The organism is Psychrobacillus antarcticus, assembly GCF_029533155.1.
GTDB classification, from domain to species: Bacteria; Bacillota; Bacilli; order Bacillales_A; family Planococcaceae; genus Psychrobacillus; species Psychrobacillus antarcticus.
Map to the genome: position 1 here is coordinate 1 of NZ_JAIZDB010000078.1, position 298 is coordinate 298.

Here is a 298-nt window from a genome sequence, read left to right on the forward strand (position 1 = left end):
GAGGGAAGAACAAGTACGAGAGTAACTGCTCGTACCTTGACGGTACCTCATTAGAAAGCCACGGCTAACTACGTGCCAGCAGCCGCGGTAATACGTAGGTGGCAAGCGTTGTCCGGAATTATTGGGCGTAAAGCGCGCGCAGGCGGTCCTTTAAGTCTGATGTGAAATCCCACGGCTCAACCGTGGAAGGTCATTGGAAACTGGGGGACTTGAGTACAGAAGAGGAAAGCGGAATTCCAAGTGTAGCGGTGAAATGCGTAGAGATTTGGAGGAACACCAGTGGCGAAGGCGGCTTTCT

Annotated in this window: 1 rRNA gene; it reads left to right on the top strand. The window is 52.7% G+C overall.

From position 1 onward, the window contains the following. Positions 1 to 298, top strand: a 16S ribosomal RNA gene (locus LDK52_RS19965); the annotation flags it as partial.